The following is a 24,018-nucleotide window of genomic DNA, read 5'->3' as shown; positions in this document are numbered from 1 at the left end:
TTATGAAACTATTTATAATTTCAATAATATTCATTATGAAACTATTTATAATTTCGATAACATACATTATGAAACTATTTATAATTTCAATAACATACATTATGAAACTATTTATAATTTCAATAACATACATTATGGTGTTATAGATTATTAAGTGATTATTATGCTTCAAATTGCAGTTTGTGGAAAACCAAATGTAGGAAAATCCTCTTTTTTCAATTCAGCAACAGCATCTGCTGTGGAAATGGCTAATTATCCATTCACAACAATCGATGCGAATAAAGCTGTTGCACATGTAATTAAGGATTGTCCATGTAAAGAGTTAGAAGTTACTTGTAATCCTCACAATTCAATCTGTATTGATGGAAAAAGATTACTTCCGATTGAATTAATTGATGTTGCAGGACTTGTTCCAGGAGCACACGAAGGAAAAGGATTAGGTAACAAGTTTTTAGATGATTTAATGCAAGCTAAAGTTTTTATTCATGTTATTGACGCTTCAGGTTCAACTGATATTGAAGGAAATCCAGTTGACCCTGGAACTCATGACCCATTAGAAGACATCCAATTTTTGGAAGAAGAAATTGTAATGTGGATGTATGGAATATTGTCAAGAAATTGGGTAAGGCTTATAAGAAAAGTTGGTGCTGAACATTTAGATATTTCAAAAGTATTATTTGACCAATTATCTGGTACTGGAATAACTATTGAGGATATTATTGAAGCTAAAAGAAATATTGAACCAGATTACAACAAATGGGAAGAAGAAGATTTAATTGAACTCACAAGAAATATCTTAAAAATCGCTAAACCGATGATGGTTATTGCAAATAAGGCAGACCTTCCAACTTCTGCAGCAAATATTGAAAGAATCAAAGAAAAATATCCATATGTAATTCCAACTTCAGCAGAATCTGAAATTGCACTTGTAAGGGCAGCAGAAGCAGGTTTGATTTCATATGTTTCAGGTGATGATCATTTTGATATTTTAGAATCTGAAAAGTTAAATGCAAATCAATTAAAAGCACTTGAATACATCCAAACTAATATTTTGGACAAATATGGAAGTACTGGAGTTCAGGATGCATTAAACTATGGTATTTTTGAATTATTAAATAGGATTGTTGTATATCCGGTTCAAGATGAACACAAATACACAGACCAAAAAGGCAATGTATTGCCTGATGGTTTCTTAGTTCCAAATGGTGCAACTCCTCGTGAATTGGCATACATCGTACACACAGATATTGGTGATAAGTTCATGCATGCTGTTGATGCGAGAAAAAACATGCGTGTAGCTAGTGACTACGAATTAAAAGATGGAGACATTATCAGTATTGTAACAAGAGGATAATCCCCTCTTCTTTTTTTATTTATAGATTTTTATGGTTAAATTAACTAAAAATTTAAGTCCTGATGAATTTAAAGAGTATTATTTTTTAAAAGAGGATTTGAAAGATTTTTGCAGATCTGAAGGTCTTAAAGTCAGCGGTAGTAAAGGAGAATTGGAGAATAGGATTGTCCATTATTTGTCTACTGGTGAAAAGTTGGTGGAAACATCTACTAATCATTCTTCAAATGAAAATGTATCTGAAATTAGTTTGGATTCTCCATTAGGTGAAAATTTCAAATGCAGTGAAGATAAAAGGCGATTTTTTGAAAATAAAATAGGTAAAGGATTTAAATTTAAAGTTAAATTCCAAAAATGGCTAAAGGCAAATCCTAATAAAACTTACGGGGATGCAATTGAAGCATTCTATGAAATTCAAAATTCAAAAGAGAAAACAGATATTGGTAAACAGTTCCAATACAATCAATACATAAGAGATTTCTTTGAAAATAATAATGATAAGTCCTTAGATGATGCAATCAAATGCTGGAAATATAAAAAAAGTCTTAAAGGACATAATAGATATGAAGATATTGATTTGGAGATATTATGAAAAAAGTAAAAATTACAGTCATGAGAAAAGTCAGACATGATGATTTAATTGAAAAATATGAAAATCCGCTAGAACATGAATGTGTTGTTGAAGAAGGTCAGGTTTTCATTGCGAATGGTTGGAAAATACCTGATGACTTCTGCGATAGTGCTTGGGAAAGTCTTTCCCCTTTCGTTTTGGCTTTAGCTAATGGTGCAAGTGACTTTTATGATGGTTGGATGAAAAATAAAAAATCTGCAATGATTTCATGCAATGATGGATTCAGACCGGTAAGTTTTCTTTTGGAAACCCTTGATGAAGATGCCGATTAGTTAGGTTATATTATGGCTAATTTTATGGATAAAACATTTAATTTTTTTAAAAAGGAAAGTGTATTTTCAATATCTTTAATTTTAGCTATTCTTTCTTGTTTTTTTGTTAAACCAAGTATAAACTATCTTAGTTATATCAATTGGGATACTCTTTCGCTGCTTTTTGTAATAATGATATTTGTAGAAATTCTTAAGAATTTGTCTGTTTTTGAGATTCTGGTTCGTAAATTGCTAATTAAAGTTGGGAACTCACGTTCACTTGTACTGTTTTTGGTGTTTACCTGTTTTTTCAGTGCAATATTTATTACAAATGATGTTTCTTTGATTATTTTTGTACCATTTGCAATTTTAGCTTTAAAAAAGTTAATAGAATTGATTTAATAATTTTAACAGTTTCATTGCAGACTATTGCTGCTAACATTGGATGTATGGTGCTTCCAATTGGTGCTCCTCATAATATTGTGATGTATGCTGTATCAAAAATTCCATTTGAATCATTTTTCTCATTGTTATTGCCATATGTTATTGTTTCAGTTGTATTTTTAATTATTTTGGTATTTTTTGTATCAAAAAAGACTATTACTTTGCCTGATGTAAAAAAAGTAGAAGTTAACACAGATGATTTCTTTAAAAGGGTATTTTTAGGAGTAGATTATTATTTGTTATTGACTTTTATTGCACTTTTTATTCTGATTGGTAATTTGGAACATATTTCATTTTTCACATTTATTTTTAAAAAGTGGATTGTTGGTAATGAGGTTGTTTGTGGTATTATTGCATCTCAAATAATGTCTAATGTTCCAGCTGCGATGTTGTTAAGTGGTTTTAGTAACAATTTCGAATCTATTATAATAGGAATTAATATTGGTGGATTTGGAACTTTAATAGCTTCAATGGCTAATCTTATTTCATATAAACTCCTTGTTGATGAGTGTGAAGAATTCAAAACAAAATACTTGGTTGTATTTACAGTTCTCAATGTTCTTTTATTGGTTATTTTGTATGGAGTTTATATTTTAACTAATTAAAAAATAAAAAATTAAAGATTATTATTGTAACCATTATTCGTAGTTTACATCTGTTTGGTTCCAAGTAATGATGCTTCTCCATCAAATCCAATTGTTTTTCCGGTTTTTCTTGCAGTGTTTTTAGCATTAACTGCTAAGCGATCTACTTCATTGTTTAGTCTGTTATTGGAATGTCCTTTAAAACTTTTACAAATCTCAAATTGCATTCTTTTTCAATATCTCTCATTAAATTCCATATTGCTTTGATAATTTCGAGATTTTGAATAGGTTTGCCGTCTCCTTTTTTCCACCCTTTTCTCTTCCAACCTTTGACCCATTGGGTAAATATGTTAATGCAGTAACCGGAATCGGAATGGATTTCTATTTCATCGCCAGGTCTGCAAAATCTGGAAAAATCTTTCATTGAAGCATAAATTGCATAAAGTTCCATTTTCATTATTCGTTGTTGTGGGACAATCGCCTGATGCATTTGAATATTTTTCTCCATCTTTAAGTAAAATAAAAGCCCAGCCACCTGCTTCTCTGAGGTATTTTCCTTTTTTATTTATCATTGTTGCTGCGCCATCAGTATAATATGAATATTTGCTCATTATAATCCTTCTTTATATAGTTCATTGGTAAATTTAATCTTACTGAGGATTTTATTCAGCAATCTGACTATTAAGGATAAAAAACTTTAATTTTTATCCCAATCCCTTAATTACAATATTTGATTTAATCTATCTACTTTTAATGGTTGTATGAATTTAATGGAATTATTCATCCCATAAATCTGCAACTTTATTTGCAATAAATACGCAGCAATCGACACATGGGGATTTGTCATCACCGTTATTTGTTATCGCACCGCAGCATACAGTACCATATTCTTCTTTGAAAGTATTGAAAATTTCTTTTGCATTAGCTTTGATTTTGGATGGATCATCTAAGACTAATCCATTTGCGATTACTGCACCGGTAACAGCACCACATGTTCCTTCATCAAATGTTCCACCAATTCCACCTGCAAACCCACAAGTGATTTTGCACATTTCTGCTTTACTCATTGGATATTCTGCACATTCGCAAAGTCCCATTAATGTTGATTCAGAGCAACTTTTAAAAATTCTGTATTCTCTGATTTTTTCTTCTAAAATTTTTTTGTCAAGTTTCATAAATGCAATCTCCCAATTGTTCAATTGTATAATTATATTAATTAAGAATTTTAAATAATTATTTGTTAAATTAATTTTAGGTGAAAAAATATGCATCCAAGACCAAGTCCAATTGCAGCATCTCTTTATACATTAAGAGATATGAATGTTGATGTTATTGTTATGCACGGGCCAAATGGTTGTTGTTTCAGAACAGGAAGACTCCTTGAAACTGATGGCGTAAGAGTCTTGACAACAGCAATGGCTGAAAATGATTTTATTTTAGGGGCTGGCGAAAAGCTGGAAGAAACTTTAAGGGAAGCTTATGACATGTTTAACCCAAAACTGATGGGTGTTGTAGGTACTTGTGCCAGTATGATTATTGGTGAAGATTTAAAAGAGGCTATTGCTAATGCTGATTTGCCATGTACTGTTGTGCCGGTTGAATCTCATGGAGGTTCTGGTGAAGGAGACAACACTGTTGGTGCAATCATGGTTTTAGAAGCAGCAGTTGAATGTGGCGTAATTCCTCCAGAAGAAGCAGACAGACAAATTGAAATGCTTGAAAAAGCAACCGAAGTTGAAAAAACCAGGGGAATGGCACAAGGTAAATATATCAAGCCAAACTTTGGTGATTCAAAAGAAAGTGTTGCTAAGATAGTTGTTCAAGCAATTAAAGATGGTAAAAAGGTAGCTTTTGTTCATAATGCTAAAAAAGAAACTTCATACTTATTTGCAGACATAATTAATTTTGATTATAAAGACATTAATGAAGACAATAAACCAATCATTGTTGCAAATCTTGATGAAAATATTGGTCTTGAGAGAATCAGAGGTCATGCAAGAAGAATCAAGGAAGAATTGCCAATTGATATCGATTACATTACTGGTGGTCTTGATGAATATCCTATAACTGCTAATGCAGCAGCAGAATATCTAAAAGATAAAGATTTGGACTTACTTGTTGTATTTGGTGTTCCTCATGCATTTCCAATCGAAGATTTTGATGCAGAATCAGTTGCAATCACTGATGGGCCTCGTTTGGTAGGACCTTTAAGAGATTTAGGTTATAATCATGTTGTTGCAGAGCTTGATGCACACTCAAAAACTCTTGGAACTGATAAAATAGTATTTTCAGACTTTGGTGGAATGATTAGATCAGCTATTGGGTGGTTAGACGAATGATTACAATTATTGATTATAAAAGTGGAAACTTAAAAAGTATTTCAAATGGATTTAGAAAGATCGGTGCTGAATTTCAAATCACTGATGATAAAGAAGTAATCGCTAATAGTGATTATTTGGTTTTACCTGGTGTGGGTGCATTTGGAAGTGCAATGGAAAATTTAAGGCCCTTTGAAGATGTGATTTTTGAACATGTATCTGATGACAAACCATTTTTGGGAATTTGTCTTGGCCAACAGGTTTTAATGAGTTCAAGTGAAGAATCAGTTGGTGTTGACGGATTGGACTTATTTAAAGGACATGCAGAATTGTTGTCAGGGGATGTTAAGATACCACATATGGGATGGAATAAATTAAAAGTATGCAATGATTCTCCTATTTTGGAAGGTATTGATGGAGAGTATTTCTATTTTGTACACTCTTACCATGTTGTTCCTGATGATGAAAGCATTATTGCTGGAGTTTGTGAATACGGTGGCGATGTTGTAGCAAGTTTAAGTCAAAATAATTTATTTTCAACACAATTCCACCCAGAAAAAAGTGGTGTAGCGGGACTTAAGATTTTAAAGAATTTTACTAATTTGGAGTTATAAAAATGGATATTGAAGGATTTGTAAGAGCTAGAATTGACGATTATGATTACAATGATTTAGCAGATATTTTGGCTGTAAGAATAAGAGAATACAAAAAAATTTCAGAAGAAAACTCAGTTGAAATGGCAAAAGCAGTAATTGATGAAGTTTCAACAACCCTCAAATTACAGGAAAGTGATGATGAGTTTTTAAAAGAAATTGCTAACGTTAACAAAGCGGATGTTTTAATGGGTGAAATGGGAGTTGGATCTCGTGGAGCTGGAGATTTCTTCGTTCACAGAAAAATTGCAGAAATCGTTTCATCAACAAACACAGCATCACTCGTAAACCCATCAGAACAGGATGATGGTGGGGTTGTTAAAGCAAAAGCAAACAACGATGAAGTTTATATTACCACAGCAGTTGATGGAATTCATTCACGTCTAAGTGAATATCCATTTTTAGGTGGTTTTCACGTAACAAGAGCAACACTTAGAGATGTTTGTGTAATGGGTGCAGACCCTGTTGCAATTTTAAGTGATGTTCACTTGGCTGATGATGGGGATGTTGCTAAAATATTTGACTTTACTGCAGGTGTTGCAGCAGTATCTGAGCTTGTAGATGTTCCAATTGTGGCTGGAAGTACCTTACGTGTCGGTGGAGATATGGTTTTAGGAGATAGGTTTGTTTCAGCAGTTGGAAGTGTAGGTGTATCAAATCATCCTCCAACAGCAAGAAAAGGAGCAACTGATGGTGATGCGATTCTTTTAACTGAAGGTTCTGGTGGAGGAACAATCACAACTACTGCATTATACAATGGATTCTTTGATGTTGTATGGGATACAATGAATGTAAACTTCGTTCAAGCTTCCCATGCATTATTTGAAGCAGATCTAGTAAAAGACATTCACGCAATGACTGATGTAACCAACGGTGGTTTAAGAGGAGATGCACACGAAATCTCAAATACTACTGGTGTCGGTTTGGAATTCTACGAAAAAGAAATCAGACAAATGGTTGCACCAAATGTATTAAATATGCTTGAAACATTAAACATCGACCCACTTGGAGTTTCAACTGACTCATTGATGTTAATTGCACCTCCTGAAATCGTTGGAGATATTAAGAAAGCTGTTGGAAAATACGATGTTGCAATATCTGAAATTGGGGAAGTTAACACTTCTGGTGAACCAATATTAATTAAAGAAGATTCATCTGAAGAGAAACTCGTACCATTATTCAGAGAAGCTGCTTATACTAAAATCAAAAAATTAGTAGGAGATACAACTCCTGAAGACTTTGAAGAAATGAAAGAAAAAGTTCAAAGGGCTTCTGATGCAGCTATTGCTAAAAAAGAAAAAGTGATTAATCACATTCGTGCAAATTAATTTTTGCACACTTTACTATTTTTTTAATATTTTAAAATCCTATTTTCATTCATGTTAGATGAAAAAGGATATTTTTACATAATTGATGCTATTCTTGCAGTATTTTTACTTTTAACAGTATTTTTAGTTGTTAATGTTACAATATCAATTCCAAGTCCGGAATATGCATATGATTCTCATGAAATCAGAACGGCTCAGGATATTATGGAAATTCTAAGTGGAAAAGTGAATTTTACAGATGGTACTTTTATTGGTGATATTTCCAATATCTTAAAAGAAAATGAAAATTCAAAAGAATCAATTAGGAGTGTTTCTGAAATTTGTAAAAATAAATTTAATTGCTTTAATCTTACAAATTATAGGTTTAGTGAGAATAATATTTTAAATGGGAAAGTATTATCTTCTTCTGGTGATTATTCTAAATCTAATAAAGTTTCAGTAGCTACAAGAAATTATGATGATTATTCATATACTTTGTCTGTATGGTAATTATTAAATACTATTAAAATCATAAAATTATATGTTATCTTATTTTATTAGCCCTGGTGGTGTAGTTTGGATAACACATGGGACTGCGGATCCCATTCCCCGGGTTCAAATCCCGGCCAGGGCACTACATTTTTCCGTGATTATTATGTTAAATGCTAATACTTATGTTACATCTCAAAAAGGTATTGGTGGAACAATTAGAAACCAATATGAAGATTTTTACGTTGAAGAAATTCCTGAAATCATTCCTGATGGGGAAGGACCTAATGTTTATGTGTGGATTGAAAAATTAGGAAGAACCACATTGGATGTTGTTTTAGACATTGCTCGTGATTTACATATATCAAGAAAAAGAATGGGCTTTGCAGGAATGAAAGATAAAAAAGCTATCACTCGCCAATGGATTTGTATTGCAAATATGGATTCAGAAGAGCAATTTAAACAGGTTGAAGCTTTAGATATTTATAAAACTGATTTTTTAAAAGTTGTCCGTGGCCGTAAAAAACTTAGGATGGGTCAACTTAGAGGAAACAAGTTCAGAATTCTTGTTAAGGATTTGGATGATATTGAAAAAAGTGCTGATGTTGCAAATGAGGTTTTAGGAGAACTCCAAAAAACTGGTGTTCCTAACTACTTCGGTTGGCAAAGGTTTGGAAAACCAAGAACAATAACTCATTTGGTAGGTGAGGCATTGGTTGAAAATGACCTGGAAAAAGCTGTTGGTGTTTACATTGGTAATCCTCAGGATGATGAGTCTGAAGAAAACCAAAAGGCAAGACAAGCATATGATGACGGCAACCTTGAAGAAGCTCTTGATTTGATGGGTAAAGGCATGCGTTATGAAAAAATGATGCTTAAAGAATTAGTCAGAGCATCTAAAAAAGGTGAATTGACTGATAAAGCATATATGAATGCATTACATGCACTTCCAAAACCACTTCAAAGAATGTTTGTTCATGCTTATCAATCTTATTTATTTAATGAAGCTGTAAGTAAAAGAGTTGAAATGGGAATGGACAAATATATTGAAGGAGATATTATTATTGACACAGAAGAACATATTGTTCGTGATAAAACTCCTGAAGAATTCCAGGAATTGATTGATAACTTCCAAGCTAGTCCAACTTGCCCGTTATATGGTACAAAAGTTCCATTTGCAGGTGGTGAAGTCGGTAAAATGGAAGAGAATATATTGACTAATTATAATATTACAAAAGCAGATTTTGAAGTTCCAAAAATGCCACGTTTAGGAAGTCATGGTCTTAGAAGATCCATGAGATTCCAAGTATGGGATGCATCAGCTACTCCGACTGATGATGGTCTTTTATGTGAATTTTCAATTGATAAAGGTTCTTATGCTACTGCTGTTTTAAGAGAAGTAATGAAAAAAGATGTTATTTAAGTGATTTATATGATTTCATGTAGAAATATTGCAAAAGGAAAAGGAAAAGGGGAATTAATTGTATCATCTGAACCGATTAGTTTCCTTGGTGGTGTTGATCCGGAAACTGGAATTATAATCGACCCTACTCATGAATTAAAGGGAGAATGCATTAAGGATAAAGTTTTATTCATTCCTGGTGGAAAAGGTTCTACTGTGGGTTCTTATGTTATTTTCCAAATGATGAAAAACGATACTGCTCCAAATGCTATAATCTGCCTTAATGCAGAGCCTATTATTGCAACTGGGGCTATCATGTCTGATATTCCTATGGTTGACTCACCAGCTCAAACTAAAGATTTAACTACTGGAACCTTGGTTGAAGTTGATGGGGACAATGGAACAATTGAAATTTTATAGTGATTAAAATGCAAACTCTAATTGAAAATGTAAATATCATTAACCCAAATGATGAAGTAAAAAATCATCAGAATGTCCTGATTGAAGATAATTTAATTAAGGAAATCTCTTCTGATAAAACATCTACAAAAGATAATGTTAATGTCATTGATGGTGAAGATAATTACTTGCTTCCAGGTTTTATTGATTGTCATACTCATATCTTTGCAAAAGGATTCCACAAAGAAGAAAACATGGCGAATCCATTGGGTATTCATTTTTATAATGCAGTTCCTCATTCATTGCAGACAATCAATGCAGGTGTTACAACAATTAGGGATTGTGGACCTGCTGATTTAAGTTTTAAATTGGCTCAACAAAGAAAATTATTTACTGCTCCTAAAATTCACTTGTCAATAACTCCTCTTGTCATGACTGGAGGTCATTTTGATTTGCTTCTTCCGTCCGGATGGGATATGGAGATAATGTATCCCGGATTTCCAAAAGGAAGATGCGATGGTGTTGAAGAGGTATTGAAAAAGACTCGTGAAATAAAAAGGGCAGGTGCTGATTTTATTAAAGTAATGTGTAGTGGTGGAGTTTTAACAACAAACACTTCACCGGAATTTGCACAATTCAACAAAAAAGAATTAAAAACTATTGTTTGTGAAGCTAATGCAAACAACATGAAAGTTTCAGCACATTGTCATAGTTTAAAAGGAATAAACAACTGTATCAAAGCAGGATTTTCATCAATCGAACATGGAACATTCATTGATAGAAAAACAGCTTCCAAAATGGCTAAAAACAATGTAAGTTTAGTTCCAACACTTTTGGTTCATCAATTCTTGTACAAAAACGGTTTTCCTGCATGGGATAATTATGCAGCTGAAAAAACCGCAAAATTAAAAGAAATTGTTAAAGTTCACAAAGAAAACATCTCTGTTGCTTATGAAGAGGGAGTAAACATCTTGATGGGGACTGACAGTGGAGTTATTCCTCATGGACATAACCTGGAAGAATTGGTTCACTTGACTGATATTGGAATGAGTGAAGAAGAAGCAATAGCTAGTGGAACTGTCAAAGCAGCTAAATACTTAGGTTGTGAAAATCTTGGTCAAGTTAGTGAAAACTGCATTGCTGATTTAATTTTGGTCAATTCTAATCCGTTGGATGATGTTTCTATTTTAAGTGATAATGATAATATTTTAACTGTTATGCAAGATGGAATTGTGGTTAAATGAAATTAATTATTGATACTGATTTGTGTACTGCTTGTAAACTTTGTTCACAAGTATGTATTCGTGATAATATTGCTGTTGATGACTTTGCAGTTGAAATAGGTGATAACTGTTTTGAATGTGGACACTGTATGGCAGTATGTAAGGTCAGTGCAATTACTCTTAAAAGCTTTGAAGACCATAAAGATAAAATTCAGGATTATGATTCTAAAAATATTCCAGTTGAATATGATGATTTGCTTCAATTATTAAAGCAAAGAAGATCAATACGATGGTTTAAAAATAAGAAAATTGATAATGAAACATTTGATAAACTTTTTGAAGGAGCATATTATTCTCCATCTGCTCAAAACGAACAGGATGTCGAATTTGTAGTTGTCGATGAAAAACTTGATGACTTCATGAATCTTGTCTATGATATCATTAAAGTCGATGATGACAAATTTTTCAGAATCAAAGAGTTCGGTGAGTATCTAAAAGACAGTTCTACAAAGAAACTCCATCCATTATTGTGGGAAGGAAAACAACTTATCTTAACATTTTCAACAGATAAAACAAGTGCTGTTATTGCAAATACTCGTTTAGAATTACTTGCTTATTCTTTAGGTCTTGGTGGTTTTTATTCATTGTTTATTCTTAAAGCAGATGAGCTTGATCATAATAAATTAATGGAATTTTTCCCAAAAATTGATAAAAACAAACATATGTATTCTACTTTTATTATTGGCTATCCTAAAGTGAGATTCAGAAGGACAATTCCTCACAAAAATATCAATGTCACCTATTACTAACATAAAAGTGACAAAACCTTTATATGTTAGTTAAACTAATACTCGTTTTATAAAAGAAAAAAATATAACGAATGTGATTTAATGGCATATCTTAAAAGTATGGATTTGCCCATTGAAGGAATGCATTGTGCTTCTTGTGTATTAAGTGTAAATAAAACTTTTGGCAAAGTCGAAGGTGTAGAAGAAGTGGATGCTGATTTGGCGGCAAATAGATTACATATCACAATTAACCCTAAAAAAATTTCTTATGAAGAAATGGAAAGATTAGTTAAAAACTTAGGTTTTGAACTTCACTCTGATGAAATGACATTAAGAATTCAAGGTATGCATTGTGCATCTTGTACAATGAATGTTGAAAAATTCTTAATTAGAGTAGATGGTATTTTTGATGTTAAAGCAGATTTAACCTCTCAAACTGCTAAAATTAGATACGACTCATCTAAATTGGATATGAATGAAGTCGAAAAAGTAATCGAATCATTAGGTTTCGAACTTTTAGGTATTGAAGGTCAAACTGAAATAGATGAGGAAGCAATTTATCAACAAGATTTAAAAGACAAGCTCACAAGAATTATTGTTGGTGTAATTTTCACAGCAATTTTGATGGTTTTAATGTTTAGTGGATGGGATCCATTAATGGGACCTATTGCAAGTTTAAATCAAGCTACTGGTCTTCATATCTCAGCAATGGGATTACTTTCATTAATTGTAAGTATTGGACCGTTCATTTACATTTCATTACCTATCTTAAAAGCAGGATGGAATGGATTACGCAATAAAAACTTGAACATGGATGTAATGTATTCCATGGGTATTATGGTTGCTTATGTTTCAAGTATTCTTGGAACATTTGGTATTGTACTTGACCACACTTTCATGTTTTATGATTCTGCTGTAATGCTTCCAGCATTCTTGATGATTGGAAGATACTTAGAAGCAAGAGCTAAGAAAAGAACTTCTGATTCAATTAAAGAGTTAATCGGTCTTCAGCCAACTGTTGCAACTGCAATTGAAGTTGATGAAAACGGTGAGATCCTCTCTCAAAAAGAAGTATCTATTGCAGATATTGTATTAGATGATTTGTTACTTGTAAAACCTGGTGAAAAGATTCCTGTTGATGGAGATGTCGTTGGTGGGGAATCATATGTTGATGAATCAATGATTAATGGGGAACCAATTCCTAAAGTTAAAAAAGATGGAGAAGAAGTCTTTGCAGGTACTATCAATCAGGATGGTGTACTTTATACTAAAGCTAAAAAGATTGGAAAAGAAACTGTATTGTCCAATATTATTCGTTTGGTTGAAAAAGCACAATCCTCAAGACCTCCAGTTCAAAAATTTGCAAATACTATTGTTTCATACTTCATTCCAGTTATCTTAACAATAGCTATTGTTGTATTCATACTTTGGTACTTTGTATTCGGAGCAACTTTACTCTTCTCACTCACATGTTTGATTTCAATTTTAGTTGTTGCATGTCCATGTGCATTAGGTCTTGCAACTCCAACTGCAGTTACAGTAGGTGTTGGAAGAGCAGCTGAATTTGGTATTTTAATTAAAAATGGTGACACATTAGAAAATGCAGGTCAACTTGATGTTGCAGCATTCGATAAGACTGGAACTATTACTGAAGGAAAACCTGAAGTGGATGATGTAATTGCATACAACACTACTGATGAAGATTTGATCAAACTTGCAGCTAGTGTAGAGCAAAATTCAACTCACCCAATTGCAAAAGCTATTGTAAATAAAGCTAAAGATTTAGGTATTGAATTAGACCAGACTTCTGGATTTGAAAACATTACTGGTAAAGGTTTAAAAGCTGAACTTAACTCCAAAGAAGTTCTTGCAGGTAACTTAGCTTTAATGGAAGCGGAAAATGTGGATGTTTCATCTGATCTTGTAGATAAATATCATGAACTTGAAGAATTGTCAAAAACAATTATTTTCCTAGCTGAAGATAAAACTGTTAAAGGTATTTTAAGTTTATCTGATAAAATCAAAGAAAATTCAAAAAGAACAATTGAAGAATTGCATAAAATGGGTGTTGAAACCTATATGCTTACTGGGGACAACGAAGCTACTGCATTGAATGTGGCTCGTGAAGTTGGCATTGACAACGTAAAAGCTTGTGTTCTTCCTGAAAACAAATTAGAAATTGTTAAAGAAGCTCAAGCAAATGGTAGTAAAACTGTATTGTTTGTTGGAGATGGAATTAATGATGCTCCTGCACTTACACAAGCAGATATTGGTGTAGCTATGGGTAATGGTACTGATATTGCTATGGAAAGTGGGGATATTGTTGTAATGGAAGGTGACTTGGAAAATGTTGTTGCTGCAGTTCAATTCTCAAGAAAAGTAATGCGTAGAATCAAAGAAAACATTTTCTGGGCATTTGCATATAACTCAATATTGATTCCTATTGCTGCTGGTGTTTTATATCCTGCATTTGGAATTACATTTGAACCTGCATTAGCCGGTCTTGCAATGGCAATGAGTTCTGTAACTGTTATATCTCTTTCATTATTACTTAAGAGATATGTTCCTGAAATAAAAAGAAAAAGTAATAATTAAAATTAATTGATTTATATCAATTAATTCTATTTTTTTAAATTTTAAAACCATTCTTGTGATTTTTCAAGTAATTCATCAATAATGGTTGGTATAGATCCTGTATAAGTATGTGGATCCATTATTTTGTCAACGTCTTCTTGAGTTAAGTATTTTTTAACTTCTTCGTCTTCTAAAATTAACTCACCAAGTAATAATTTCTCTTTATTAGCTTTAATAGCGTTTTTCCTTACAATTCCGTAAGCAGTTTGTTTTCCCATTCCTGCACGGGTAAGTTCAGCCATTAATCTTTCAGCCATAACGAGTCCGTTGGTGAAGTTTAAGTTTCTTTCGATGTTCTCATCGTAGAATACGAGATTGCTCATTAATTTGATTGTTAAGTTTAAGATGTAATCAGTTAAAATACAACTTTCTGGGAACATGATTCTTTCACAAGAGGAGTTGGTTAAATCTCTTTCGTGCCAGAGTGGGTTGTTGTCTAAAGCTGCATTCACATATGATTTAACGATTCTTGCAACACCACAAATTCTTTCGGCAGTAATTGGGTTCATTTTGTGAGGCATAGTACTACTTCCAACTTGTTTTTCAGGATCGAAGTATTCGCCTAACTCCATGATTTCGGTTCTTTGTAAGCTTCTGATTTCAAGTCCGATTTTGTCTAAAGTACTTGCAATGTTAGCTAATACACTAATGAATTCCACGTGGTTGTCTCTTTGCACAACTTGGTTTGTAATTGTTGCTGCAGGCAATCCTAAGATTTCAGCAACTGTTTTATGAATTTCCCAACCTTGTTCGCCTAATGCTGCAGTAGTACCTACTGCACCATCCATCATTCCAACACATACATTTGATTCAGCATGTTCTAATCTGTCGTATTGTCTGTGGAGTTCATCTGCCCATAAAGCAAATTTCATTCCGTAGGTTGTTGGAAGTGCATGTTGTCCATGGGTACGTCCGATACAGACTTTCATTTTGTTTTCACTTGCTAAATCTAACATTATTTTTGTTAATCTTTCTAATTTTTCTTTTAATACAGTAATTGAATCTTTGATCAATAATGAATTTGAGCTGTCAACAATATCATTAGATGTTGCTCCGAAGTGAACGTATTCACCTGCACCATTTTCACAAACTTCTGTAATGGATTTGGATAATGCTGCAATATCGTGATTGGTTGCTGCTTCAATTTCTTTCATTCTTGCTAATTTAACATATTTTGTGTTAGCTTTTGCTGAAATTTCATCAGCTACGTCCTGAGGGATAATTCCGAGTTTTCCTTCAGCTTGAGCCAATGCAGATTCCACATCTAACATTCTTTGTAATTTATTTTCTTCTTCCCAAATATTTTTCATTTCAGGAGTCCCATATCTAAATTCAATAGGGTGTATAGCCATTTTATCATCTCACATAATAATTATGAATAACAATATAATATTTTCACTTTAAGATTATTATATTTAAGGTTTTGTTTAGGTAACATTTATATAGGTTTTAAATAAAGATTAATAAACGCTATTAATCGTATTTAATAAGTGATATATTTGGAAACAAAAATACGACAGTTGCGCCAAGAGAAAGGCATGACTCAACAAGAGCTTGCTGAATCTGTTGGGGTGACACGTCAGACAATAAATGCTTTAGAAAACGCTCGCTATAACCCTTCCTTATTATTATCCTATCATATTACTAAGATACTGGGTAAAACAGCGATTGAAGATGTTTTCGTCTTTAATGATGATGATTAATGTTAAATTTTATTAAAATATAACAATTGATTATGCTGGTCTATTGCTAAGTAGATTATGTAAGAAACAAATTTCATTTTTTTGATAATATGTCTTTATTCAATGAAAAACTTAATAATATTCAGTTAAAAGACTTATTACTACTTATTATTTTTATTTTAGTTATTAAACTATTTATGGATTATTTAAATTTAATTCAAATAGATTTAAGTTGGATTTATTTTGTTATAATTTTTTACTTTTTTATTAGATTTAGGGGATGTTTTTCAAGTTTTAAAGAAGATTTTTTAAAAATTTTCACTTTTGAATCACTGAAACTTGTTGTGGGTATTGTAATTTTGAATATTTTTGTATCTTATGGTTTACTTTATCTATCTGATTTCATTTTGCAGTTTATTCCATCTTTAAGTCCATTAATATTGTTTAATACTTTTAACTCTGTATTTGCTTTTGGAAGTTTTATAACAACTGTTATTCTTTCACCTATTGCAGAGGAATTAATATTTAGGGGTGTCTTATTAAATAAATTAAAATTAATTGTGCCAATGTCTTTTTCAATATTGATTTCGTCAATATTATTTGCATCTCTACATAGTTTTGGAGGAATTATTGCAGCATTCATTTTTGCTGTTTGCATGTCTATCCTGTATTTAAAAACAGACAATATTTTAGTTCCAATATTTGCTCACTTTTTGAATAATTTCATTGCTGAATGCATTGTCATTATCGATAAGAGTAATGTTTTATTTACTGACGTTAATGTTATGATGGTAATGTCTATCTTGGCTATCATTTCTGCAATTTTGATATTTATTGTAGTTAAAAATCAATGGAATGTATTAAATATTAATAAATTATAGAATATTTTTAAGGAGTTTTAGTATGGATTTAAGAAAAATAGGTATTCTTTTAATTTTTGTTGGAATTTTTGTTACAATCTTTTTCATAAATGATGATAAACTTTTTGTTCCTGCATTGACTGTAACTGTTTTAGGGTTTTTCATAACAGTTGTGGGTTTTGTTATTGAAATTAGAAAACAAAAAATCAAAAATGATCAATTGGAAAAAGATATTGGTTCTATTCTCCAACCATTGATTACCAAATATTCAAATCTCAATAAACAATATCGCAGAGATTTTGAAGGTGATAAGTATACTGAAAAAAGGCTTCAGTTAAATCGTGATTTGGAAAAGGAGATTACAGAAAAAATTCCATATCTTGAAAGTAGGGAAATTAAAAAAATAGTAATTCAGTTTAGCCAAGAACAGGATAAGATGAATTAATTTTTTTTAATAATATACACCAATGTACATTTTATTACAACAAGGATTTAAATAGTACATTATGCATAATAAATTATGAGAATGAAATATTGAGTGATAATATGTTTTCCCCAAGTTTAGATGAAGTAAAGGAAATTGGAAAAAATAAAGAATATAAAAGGATTCCAGTATCTTATGAATTGTTTTCAGATATTGCAACTCCTATAGAAGTTTTAAGAATTTTAAAAGGTATAAGTAACCATACTTACATGTTGGAAAGTGTTGAAGATTCAAAAAAATGGGGAAGATACAGTTTTTTAGGTTTTGATCCACTTTTAGAAGTTACCTGTCAGAATGGTGTTGTCAATGTCAGGGGAGATAAAGATTTCAATGAACTTAATGATGAAGAAGTAGTAATTGAAACTGATGCTCCAGGGGATGTAATCAAAGATTTGGTCAGAAAAAATAAGTCTCCAAAATTGGACTACTTGCCGCCGTTTACAGGAGGTTTTGTTGGATACTTTGCATATGATTACATCAAATATAGTGAACCTTCCCTTAATCTTGATGCTGAAAATCAGGATCAATTCAAAGATATGGACTTGATGTTATTTGATAAGGTTATTGCATTTGATAACTTCAAACAAAAAATTATTGTCATAACAAACATGAAAACTGATGATTTGGAAAATAATTATAATGATGCATGTGAAGAATTAAAAAAGATAGCTAATTTGATTAAAAATGGTAAAAAAGCAGAGATAAAACCACTTAAATTAAAATCAGAATTTACACCTGTATTTTCACGTGAAAAATACTGTGAGATGGTTGATAAAGCTAAAAATTATATTTATGAAGGAGATATATTTCAGGTTGTTCTTTCAAATAGGATTGAAGCGGACATATCTGGAAGTTTATTTGACACCTATAGAGTTTTAAGAACAACAAATCCTTCTCCTTACATGTTCTATTTCTCAAGTAATGATATTGAAATAGCAGGTGCTTCACCTGAAACATTAGTCAAATTAAATGACAATCAGTTATATACCTTCCCTCTTGCAGGAACAAGACCTCGTGGAAAAACTGAAGAAGAGGATTTAAGACTTGAAGAAGAATTGCTTTCAGATGAAAAAGAATTGGCTGAGCATAATATGTTAGTTGATTTGGGACGTAACGATATCGGAAGAATATCTGAAATAGGTTCTGTAAGTGTGGATAAATATTTATCAATTGAAAGATTTTCACATGTAATGCATATTGGATCTACTGTTAGCGGAATATTAAGAAGTGATTTGGATTCACTTGCAGCTATTGATTCAATTCTTCCTGCAGGAACTTTGTCCGGTGCTCCAAAATTAAGAGCTTGTGAAATTATCAACGAGCTTGAGGATAATAAAAGAGGAATTTATGGTGGGGCTATTGGATATGTTGATTTAAGTGGAAATATAGACACTTGTATCTCAATTAGAATTGCATTTGCACGTAACAACAAAGTTTTCATACGTTCCGGTGCAGGAATCGTTGCAGACAGTGTTCCGGATAAAGAGTTTGATGAATGTTTAAACAAAGCAGCAGCAGTAATTAATGCTTTAAAAATAGCTGATGGAGGAATTTTATGATTCTTTTAATAGATAATTACGATAGTTTTTCATATAACTTATTCCAATTGATTGGGGAGGTTAATGAAGATATTCAAGTTTACAGAAATGACAAAATAACCATTGAAGAAATAGAAAATTTAAATCCTGAAGCAATTATCTTATCTCCAGGTCCTGGAAAACCTGAAGACGCAGGAATTTGCATTGATGTAGTTAAAGCATTTCATGATAAAATACCAATCGTAGGTGTTTGTTTAGGTCATCAAGCAATATGTACTGCATTTGGTGGCAATGTTTCACATGCTAAAAGATTGATGCATGGTAAATCATCAAAGATTTCTTTGGATTATGATTTTTTATTCAAAGGATTACCTAATGAAATCACAGTCGGAAGATACCATTCCTTAAGTTTGAAGGAATATACTCTTCCAGATTGTTTGGAAATTATTTCAAAAGCTAAAGATGATGGCGAAGTCATGGCAGTCAAACATAAGGATTACAATGTTTATGGACTTCAGTTCCATCCAGAATCAATATTAACTCCAGATGGTTTAACAATTATGGAAAATTTTATGGAAAAAGTTGAAAGAGGGATATTATGATTAAAGAAGCAATTTTAAAAGTATATCAAAATCAAGATTTAACTTATGATGAAGCATATCAGACTATGGATGAAATCATGAGTGGTGAAGCAAGTGAAGTTCAAATGAGTGCTTACTTAACCGCCATGTCAATGAAAGGAGAAACAATTGAAGAAATTACTGCTTCTGCTGAAGCTATGAGGGCACATTGTGTAAAAATATTGGATGATAGGGAAGTTTTAGAAATTGTTGGAACTGGTGGTGATGGTTCAAACACATTTAACATATCTACTACTTCATCAATTGTAATCTCTGCAGCTGGAGTCCCTGTTGCAAAACATGGTAACAGATCAGCTTCAAGTAAATGTGGTGCAGCAGATGTTTTGGAAGCATTGGGTGTTAACATCTACATTGATCCTGAAAAAAGTATCAAATGCTTAGATGAAATCAATTTATGTTTCCTATTTGCTCAAAATTATCATTTATCAATGAAATATGTTGCTGGCATTAGAAAAGAACTTTCAATAAGGACAATATTCAATATTTTAGGTCCTCTAACAAATCCTGCTGGTGCTACTATGCAGGTATTGGGTGTTTATGAAAAAGACCTTGTTGAACCATTGATTGATGTTTTAAGGAATTTAGGTGTTACTTCAGCACTTTCCGTTTATGGGATGGATGGTATGGATGAAATCTCTGCTAGTGACAAGACCTTCGTATCAGAGCTCAAAGATGGTAAAACATTGTCTTATGAAATCTCACCAGAATACTTTGGCATGGAAGTAGCATCAAAAGAAGATCTTGTAGGTGGGGATGCTAGTGAAAATGCAGAAATCATATTATCTATCTTAAAAGGTGAAAAAGGACCAAGAAGAAATGCTGTTCTATTAAATTCTGCAGCTGGTTTGTATGTTGCAGGCAAAGTCGAGTCTTTAAGGGATGGTGTTGACCTTGCAGCTGAAATGATTGATTCTGGTAAAGCTTTAGAACAACTTGAAAAATTCATTGAATTTACAAATAGTTGATTATTATGTTGGATGAAATTGTCGAAAAAACAAAAGAAAGAGTTGAACAGGCTAAAAAATTAGTTCCTTTAGAAGACCTTAAGAAAGAAGTTTCAACAATGGAAATTAATGATGAATTCTCATTTAAAAAGGCTTTAAAAGAAGATGGAATTTCTATTATTGCGGAAGTTAAAAAAGCATCTCCTTCTAAAGGTTTAATTGCTGAAGATTTTGACTATGTTGCTATTGCAAAGGATTATGAACAGGCAGGAGCATCTGCAATTTCAGTCTTAACTGAACCTTTCTTTTTCATGGGGTCTGATGATTATTTGAGTGAAATTGCTGAAAATGTTTCAATTCCTCTTTTGAGAAAGGATTTCGTCGTTGACGAATATATGATATGGGAAGCTAAACTATTGGGTGCATCAGCTATTTTATTAATTGTTTCTGTACTTGATGTTGTTCAATTAAAGAAATATTTGGATTTAGCGCATAAATTAGGGCTTTCAGCTATTGTTGAGACTCATGATGGTGATGAAATCAGAAAAGCAATGATTGTTGGGGCTGAAATCATTGGTGTCAACAATAGAAATTTAAAAGATTTCACTGTTGATATTAATAATAGTATCAATCTACGTAGATGTGTAAGTGGGGATGTCGTGTTTATTTCAGAAAGTGGTATTAAAACAAAAGAAGATGTCACTAGATTAAAAGAAAATGATGTTGATGCTGTTTTAATCGGTGAAACTTTAATGAAAAGTGATGATAAAAAGTCTATGATTGCGGAGTTAAAAAATGGTTAAAGTTAAAATCTGTGGGCTTAAAAGATTAGAAGATATTGAATTGGTAAACAAATATAATCCTGATTACATAGGTTTTGTATTTGCTGATTCAAAAAGGAAGGTTTCACATGATTTGGCTTCTAAAATGAAAGATGAGTTAAATTCAGGAATTGTTTCTGTCGGTGTTTTTGTAAATGCATCTCAAGATGAAATATTGGATTTATATGATGATGGGATAATTGAAATTGCACAGCTTCATGGTAGTGAAAGTGAAGAGTATATAAAAGATTTAAAAGAAAAAACAAATAATAGGTTAAAAATTATTAATGCTATAGAAATGTCAAATGATGTTGACCTGTTAACATATGATCGATCACAAGCGGATTATCTGTTGCTTGATAGTGGCAAAGGGAGTGGAAAAACCTTTGACTGGCGGTTGATTAGAAATGATTTAAAAAAGGACTTTTTCTTGGCTGGTGGATTAAATAGTGAGAATGTAAAAGAAGCTATTTCTGAATTTAATCCATATGCTATTGATTTAAGTTCTAGCCTTGAAACTGATGGATTTAAAGATGAAAATAAGATTAAAGAACTTGTGGAGGTTATAAATTGAGTAAAGGAAGATATGGAGAATATGGTGGGCAATACATATCTGAAACATTGATGAATGAATTGATCTATTTGGAAGAACAATATAATCATTACATGAATGACCCAGATTTCGTAGAAGAACTCAATACTTTATTAAAAGAGTATGCAGGACGTCCATCCTTATTATATTATGCTGAAAGAATGACAAAAGACCTTGGTGGAGCTAAAATCTACTTAAAACGTGAAGATTTAAACCACACTGGGGCTCACAAGATTAATAATGTTTTAGGTCAGGTTTTACTTGCTAAAAAAATGGGAAAAACAAGAGTTATTGCTGAGACTGGTGCAGGTCAGCACGGTGTAGCTACAGCTACTGCAGCAGCACTATTGGATATGGAATGTGAAGTATTCATGGGTGAAGTGGATACTAAAAGACAAGCTTTAAACGTTTATAGAATGGAGCTTTTAGGAGCAAAAGTTCATCCTGTAAAATCCGGAACCAAAACATTGAAAGATGCTGTAAATGATGCATTCAGAGATTGGATTGCTCGTGTTCATGATACTAATTATGTAATCGGCTCAACTATGGGACCACATCCATTCCCAATGATGGTTCGTGATTTCCAAGCTGTAATCAGTGCTGAAGCACGTGAACAATTCCTGGAAAAAGAAGGAAGACTTCCAACTGCGGTTGTTGCATGTGTTGGTGGTGGAAGTAATTCAATAGGTGCATTCTACAATTTCATTGAAGATGAGGATGTCAGGTTAATCGGTTGTGAAGCTGGTGGAAAAGGTGTTGACACTCCTTATAATGCTGCTGCTTTAACTAAGGGTAAAATAGGAATATTCCATGGAATGAAATCAATCTTCAACCAGAGTCATTCCGGTCAAATTGCACCTGTATATTCAGTATCTGCAGGTCTTGACTATCCTGGAGTCGGCCCAGAACACGCTTACTTAAGAGATATTGGAAGAGCGGAATATGTTCCTGTAAATGATGAAGAAGCAGTAGATGCATTTGAATATCTAGCTAAAATGGAAGGAATTATTCCTGCTATTGAAAGTGCACATGCTGTCGCTCATGCTATGAAAATTGCTCCAGAGATGGATGAAGATGATATTATAATGATTTGTCTTTCAGGAAGAGGAGATAAGGATGTCAGATCAATTGCAGAATATAGGGGAGTTGAATTAAATGAGTAAAATAGCTAACGCATTTAAAAATGGAACTGCATTTATCGGTTTTTTAACTGCAGGAGATCCAACAATCGATAAAACTATTGAATATATCTTGGCTATGGAAGAGGCTGGCTGTGATTTAATTGAGATTGGTATTCCGTTCTCTGATCCTATGGCGGAAGGTGTTGTAATTCAAGATGCTAATGTACGTGCTTTAAAACATGATACAACTACTGATGATGTATTTGAAATGGTGAGAAGAGTTCGTGAAGTAACTGATATTCCATTGGTATTCTTAACTTATATCAACCCTGTTTTCTTCTATGGTTATGAAGAGTTCTTTAAGAAATGTGGTGAATTAGGAATCGACGGTATCATCTCACCGGATTTACCTTATGAAGAAAAAGGTGAAATTAAGGATATTGCTCTTAAGAATGATGTTGATGTCATCTCTTTAATTGCTCCAACTTCAAGTGAAAGAATCAAAATGATTGCTAATGATGCAACTGGATTTATTTATGTTGTATCTTCTTTAGGAGTTACTGGAATGCGTTCAGAAATTAAAACAGACTTGAATGCTATCTTATCTGATATTCGTGAAGTAACTGATTTGCCTTTGGCTGTTGGTTTTGGAATTAACACTCCACAACAAGCGGAAGATATTTCTAAAATTGCAGATGGTGTCATTGTGGGTAGTGCAATCGTAAAAATAATAGAAGAATATGGTGAAAATGCTAGTGAAGCTTTAAAAGAATATGTTTCAAGTATGAAAAATGCCTGCAATAAATAAAAAGATAAACTTATTATATATAAAAAACAAATATAATTACATTATTTATAAGA

The 24,018-nt window shown here is 32.2% G+C and carries 28 protein-coding genes and 1 tRNA gene; 25 read left to right on the top strand and 4 right to left on the bottom strand.

All coding sequences use genetic code 11. The annotated features are described in order from the left end of the window. Positions 1–163 precede the first annotated feature (163 nt). From MR875_03610 to MR875_03590, 5 genes are read left to right on the top strand one after another with little or no spacing between them, the layout of a single operon-like run. A complete protein-coding gene (locus MR875_03610) occupies positions 164–1,354 on the top strand; it encodes a redox-regulated ATPase YchF (protein MCI6993929.1) in 1,191 nt (396 codons plus the stop codon). Between the two features lie 31 nt (positions 1,355–1,385). Continuing rightward, positions 1,386–1,943 (top strand): SAP domain-containing protein, encoded by a 558-nt coding sequence (locus MR875_03605; protein MCI6993928.1) that lies wholly within the window; start codon positions 1,386–1,388, stop codon positions 1,941–1,943. Continuing rightward, positions 1,940–2,254: a TIGR04076 family protein gene (locus tag MR875_03600; GenBank protein MCI6993927.1), complete on the top strand. Its 315-nt coding sequence runs from the start codon at positions 1,940–1,942 to the stop codon at positions 2,252–2,254. The genes MR875_03605 and MR875_03600 overlap by 4 nt, the downstream gene beginning before the upstream one ends. 12 nt (positions 2,255–2,266) lie before the next feature. Continuing rightward, positions 2,267–2,635, top strand: a complete 369-nt coding sequence (locus MR875_03595) for a hypothetical protein (protein MCI6993926.1) — start codon at positions 2,267–2,269, stop codon at positions 2,633–2,635. Positions 2,636–2,652: 17 nt separating this feature from the next. After that, entirely contained in the window at positions 2,653–3,282 is a 630-nt protein-coding gene (locus MR875_03590; GenBank protein MCI6993925.1) for a hypothetical protein, read from the top strand. A gap of 44 nt (positions 3,283–3,326) precedes the next feature. Here MR875_03590 and MR875_03585 read toward each other — a convergent pair whose 3' ends face one another. The 3 genes from MR875_03585 to MR875_03575 form a co-directional block, all read right to left on the bottom strand. Beyond that, positions 3,327–3,488, bottom strand: a complete 162-nt coding sequence (locus tag MR875_03585; GenBank protein MCI6993924.1) for a hypothetical protein — start codon at positions 3,486–3,488, stop codon at positions 3,327–3,329. Further along, complete coding sequence (locus MR875_03580) at positions 3,437–3,751, bottom strand: hypothetical protein (protein MCI6993923.1); 315 nt, start codon at positions 3,749–3,751, stop codon at positions 3,437–3,439. The genes MR875_03585 and MR875_03580 overlap by 52 nt, the downstream gene beginning before the upstream one ends. Positions 3,752–4,037: 286 nt before the next feature. Beyond that, complete coding sequence (locus MR875_03575) at positions 4,038–4,436, bottom strand: C-GCAxxG-C-C family protein (GenBank protein MCI6993922.1); 399 nt, start codon at positions 4,434–4,436, stop codon at positions 4,038–4,040. Between the two features lie 90 nt (positions 4,437–4,526). Between MR875_03575 and cfbD the strand changes: the two genes are divergently transcribed. The 10 genes from cfbD (at position 4,527) to cadA (ending at position 14,435) form a co-directional block, all read left to right on the top strand. After that, a complete protein-coding gene (cfbD, locus tag MR875_03570) occupies positions 4,527–5,600 on the top strand; it encodes a Ni-sirohydrochlorin a,c-diamide reductive cyclase catalytic subunit (protein MCI6993921.1) in 1,074 nt (357 codons plus the stop codon). Further along, the gene (hisH, locus tag MR875_03565) at positions 5,597–6,193 is read left to right on the top strand and encodes an imidazole glycerol phosphate synthase subunit HisH (GenBank protein ID MCI6993920.1); all 597 of its coding nucleotides are present in this window, start codon (positions 5,597–5,599) and stop codon (positions 6,191–6,193) included. Before cfbD ends, hisH begins: the two co-directional genes overlap by 4 nt. Before the next feature lie 2 nt (positions 6,194–6,195). Further along, on the top strand, positions 6,196–7,560 hold the full coding sequence (locus tag MR875_03560) for an AIR synthase-related protein (protein MCI6993919.1): 1,365 nt from the start codon (positions 6,196–6,198) through the stop codon (positions 7,558–7,560). A gap of 51 nt (positions 7,561–7,611) precedes the next feature. After that, entirely contained in the window at positions 7,612–8,049 is a 438-nt protein-coding gene (locus MR875_03555) for a hypothetical protein (protein MCI6993918.1), read from the top strand. Positions 8,050–8,099: 50 nt separating this feature from the next. Then, a tRNA-Arg gene (locus tag MR875_03550) sits at positions 8,100–8,173 on the top strand. A gap of 21 nt (positions 8,174–8,194) precedes the next feature. After that, positions 8,195–9,451: a tRNA pseudouridine(13) synthase TruD gene (gene truD / locus MR875_03545; GenBank protein MCI6993917.1), complete on the top strand. Its 1,257-nt coding sequence runs from the start codon at positions 8,195–8,197 to the stop codon at positions 9,449–9,451. A 9-nt stretch (positions 9,452–9,460) separates the two neighbouring features. Further along, positions 9,461–9,850: a DUF126 domain-containing protein gene (locus MR875_03540; protein ID MCI6993916.1), complete on the top strand. Its 390-nt coding sequence runs from the start codon at positions 9,461–9,463 to the stop codon at positions 9,848–9,850. Positions 9,851–9,858: 8 nt separating this feature from the next. Further along, positions 9,859–11,073 (top strand): amidohydrolase family protein, encoded by a 1,215-nt coding sequence (locus MR875_03535; protein ID MCI6993915.1) that lies wholly within the window; start codon positions 9,859–9,861, stop codon positions 11,071–11,073. Beyond that, positions 11,070–11,861 (top strand): nitroreductase family protein, encoded by a 792-nt coding sequence (locus MR875_03530; protein ID MCI6993914.1) that lies wholly within the window; start codon positions 11,070–11,072, stop codon positions 11,859–11,861. The genes MR875_03535 and MR875_03530 overlap by 4 nt, the downstream gene beginning before the upstream one ends. An 81-nt stretch (positions 11,862–11,942) precedes the next feature. Further along, positions 11,943–14,435 carry a cadmium-translocating P-type ATPase gene (cadA, locus tag MR875_03525; GenBank protein ID MCI6993913.1) on the top strand — a complete coding sequence of 831 codons (2,493 nt, stop codon included), beginning with the start codon at positions 11,943–11,945 and terminating at the stop codon, positions 14,433–14,435. A gap of 41 nt (positions 14,436–14,476) precedes the next feature. Here the strand turns inward: cadA and purB are convergent, their stop codons facing one another. Beyond that, a complete protein-coding gene (purB, locus tag MR875_03520; GenBank protein ID MCI6993912.1) occupies positions 14,477–15,826 on the bottom strand; it encodes an adenylosuccinate lyase in 1,350 nt (449 codons plus the stop codon). 147 nt (positions 15,827–15,973) lie between these two features. On the opposite strand from purB, the gene MR875_03515 reads away from it, so the two are divergent. From MR875_03515 to trpA, 10 genes are all read left to right on the top strand, one after another. Next, positions 15,974–16,177, top strand: a complete 204-nt coding sequence (locus MR875_03515; GenBank protein MCI6993911.1) for a helix-turn-helix transcriptional regulator — start codon at positions 15,974–15,976, stop codon at positions 16,175–16,177. 176 nt (positions 16,178–16,353) lie between these two features. Next, entirely contained in the window at positions 16,354–17,037 is a 684-nt protein-coding gene (locus tag MR875_03510) for a CPBP family intramembrane metalloprotease (GenBank protein ID MCI6993910.1), read from the top strand. 22 nt (positions 17,038–17,059) lie between these two features. After that, positions 17,060–17,461: a hypothetical protein gene (locus MR875_03505; GenBank protein MCI6993909.1), complete on the top strand. Its 402-nt coding sequence runs from the start codon at positions 17,060–17,062 to the stop codon at positions 17,459–17,461. A gap of 101 nt (positions 17,462–17,562) precedes the next feature. Continuing rightward, positions 17,563–19,059 (top strand): anthranilate synthase component I, encoded by a 1,497-nt coding sequence (gene trpE / locus MR875_03500; GenBank protein MCI6993908.1) that lies wholly within the window; start codon positions 17,563–17,565, stop codon positions 19,057–19,059. Continuing rightward, positions 19,056–19,640 (top strand): aminodeoxychorismate/anthranilate synthase component II, encoded by a 585-nt coding sequence (locus MR875_03495; protein MCI6993907.1) that lies wholly within the window; start codon positions 19,056–19,058, stop codon positions 19,638–19,640. Before trpE ends, MR875_03495 begins: the two co-directional genes overlap by 4 nt. Continuing rightward, complete coding sequence (gene trpD / locus MR875_03490; protein ID MCI6993906.1) at positions 19,637–20,644, top strand: anthranilate phosphoribosyltransferase; 1,008 nt, start codon at positions 19,637–19,639, stop codon at positions 20,642–20,644. Before MR875_03495 ends, trpD begins: the two co-directional genes overlap by 4 nt. Before the next feature lie 5 nt (positions 20,645–20,649). Further along, positions 20,650–21,426 carry an indole-3-glycerol phosphate synthase TrpC gene (trpC, locus tag MR875_03485; protein ID MCI6993905.1) on the top strand — a complete coding sequence of 259 codons (777 nt, stop codon included), beginning with the start codon at positions 20,650–20,652 and terminating at the stop codon, positions 21,424–21,426. After that, complete coding sequence (locus tag MR875_03480; protein ID MCI6993904.1) at positions 21,419–22,018, top strand: phosphoribosylanthranilate isomerase; 600 nt, start codon at positions 21,419–21,421, stop codon at positions 22,016–22,018. Before trpC ends, MR875_03480 begins: the two co-directional genes overlap by 8 nt. Beyond that, positions 22,015–23,199 carry a tryptophan synthase subunit beta gene (trpB, locus tag MR875_03475; protein MCI6993903.1) on the top strand — a complete coding sequence of 395 codons (1,185 nt, stop codon included), beginning with the start codon at positions 22,015–22,017 and terminating at the stop codon, positions 23,197–23,199. The genes MR875_03480 and trpB overlap by 4 nt, the downstream gene beginning before the upstream one ends. Further along, the gene (gene trpA, locus MR875_03470) at positions 23,192–23,965 is read left to right on the top strand and encodes a tryptophan synthase subunit alpha (protein ID MCI6993902.1); all 774 of its coding nucleotides are present in this window, start codon (positions 23,192–23,194) and stop codon (positions 23,963–23,965) included. Before trpB ends, trpA begins: the two co-directional genes overlap by 8 nt. Positions 23,966–24,018 lie beyond the last annotated feature (53 nt).

This window comes from Methanobrevibacter sp. (genome assembly GCA_022775905.1).
Taxonomy (GTDB): domain Archaea; phylum Methanobacteriota; class Methanobacteria; order Methanobacteriales; family Methanobacteriaceae; genus Methanocatella.
Note: the sequence above shows the minus strand (reverse complement) of the source record. Positions and strands in the feature narration are given on the sequence as shown.